The following is a 1,124-nucleotide window of genomic DNA, read 5'->3' as shown; positions in this document are numbered from 1 at the left end:
CGGGCGTTGCTGACGGCGTTGGCGAAGGTGTTCGTCCGGGGTGTTGCCGTCGGCTGGGACAGGGTCTTCGCGGGGACGGGTGCCCGGCGGAGCGATCTGCCGACCTACGCCTTCCAGCGGCAGCGGTACTGGCTGACCCCCGCTGCGGCAAGCCGCGCCGAGGACCTCGGCCTGGAGACCCCCGGCCACCCGCTGCTGGGTGCGGCCGTAACCCTGCCGGCGAGCGATGGCCTGCTGCTGACAGGGCGGTTGTCGTTGGCCGGGCAGCCTTGGCTGGCCGATCACGTGGTGGCCGGGCAGGTGGTCGTACCTGGAGCCGCGTTGATCGAGATGGCGATGCGTGCGGCTGACGAGGCCGGGTGCGGTCAGGTCGAGGAACTGGTCATCGAGGCGCCGCTGGTGCTCTCACCCCAGAGCGGGGTGCGGGTGCAGCTCACGGTGGACGGGCCGGACGAGTCCGGTCGCCGAGCGTTGTCCGTCTACGCCCGGGCCGAGGACTCGGCACCCGAGGGAGAGTGGACTCGGCACGCGACGGGCGTGCTGGCTCCCGCCGACACGGCTGTCGACAGCGGCGTGGACATCGGCCTCACACAGTGGCCGCCGACCGATGCCGTCGCCGTGGACCTGGCTGGGTTCTACTCGGCGCTTGCTGAGAGTGGCCTCGCCTATGGTCCGGTGTTCCAGGGGACGCGCGCGGTGTGGCGGCGTGGTGAGGAGTTGTTTGCCGAGGTGGCGCTGCCGGAGGGTGTGGACGCTGCGGGCTTCGGTGTGCATCCGGCTCTGCTGGACGCCGCCCTGCACGTGATCGTGGGCACGGGGGAACGGCGGGACAAGCTTGAGATCCCGTTCGCGTGGAGGCACGTCGGCCTGCATGCGACGGGCGCATCCGTGGCCCGGGTCCGGGTGACCCCGGAGCGGACGGGCGAGGGCGTGATGCTGACCTTGGCTGATGCGAGTGGTGGGTTGATCGCGTCGGTGGGGTCGTTGGTTCTGCGGCCCTTTGAGGCTGGTCCGGATGCCACGGGTGACTCGTTGTTTGGTGTGGAGTGGGTGGATGTGCCGGCTGGGGTGCCGGCTGGGTCTGGTGTGGGTTCTGGTGAGTCTGGTGGTGGGTGGGCGGTGGT

1 protein-coding gene is annotated in these 1,124 nt (G+C 70.7%); it reads left to right on the top strand.

The genetic code is table 11. The features are described from left to right. The coding region (locus tag AB0H32_RS48425; RefSeq protein WP_361136163.1) for a polyketide synthase dehydratase domain-containing protein at nucleotides 1–1,124 on the top strand (1,124 nt) is incomplete at both ends.

Source organism: Streptomyces sp. NPDC020362, from assembly GCF_040642095.1.
GTDB lineage: Bacteria > Actinomycetota > Actinomycetes > Streptomycetales > Streptomycetaceae > Streptomyces.
Note: the sequence above shows the minus strand (reverse complement) of the source record. Positions and strands in the feature narration are given on the sequence as shown.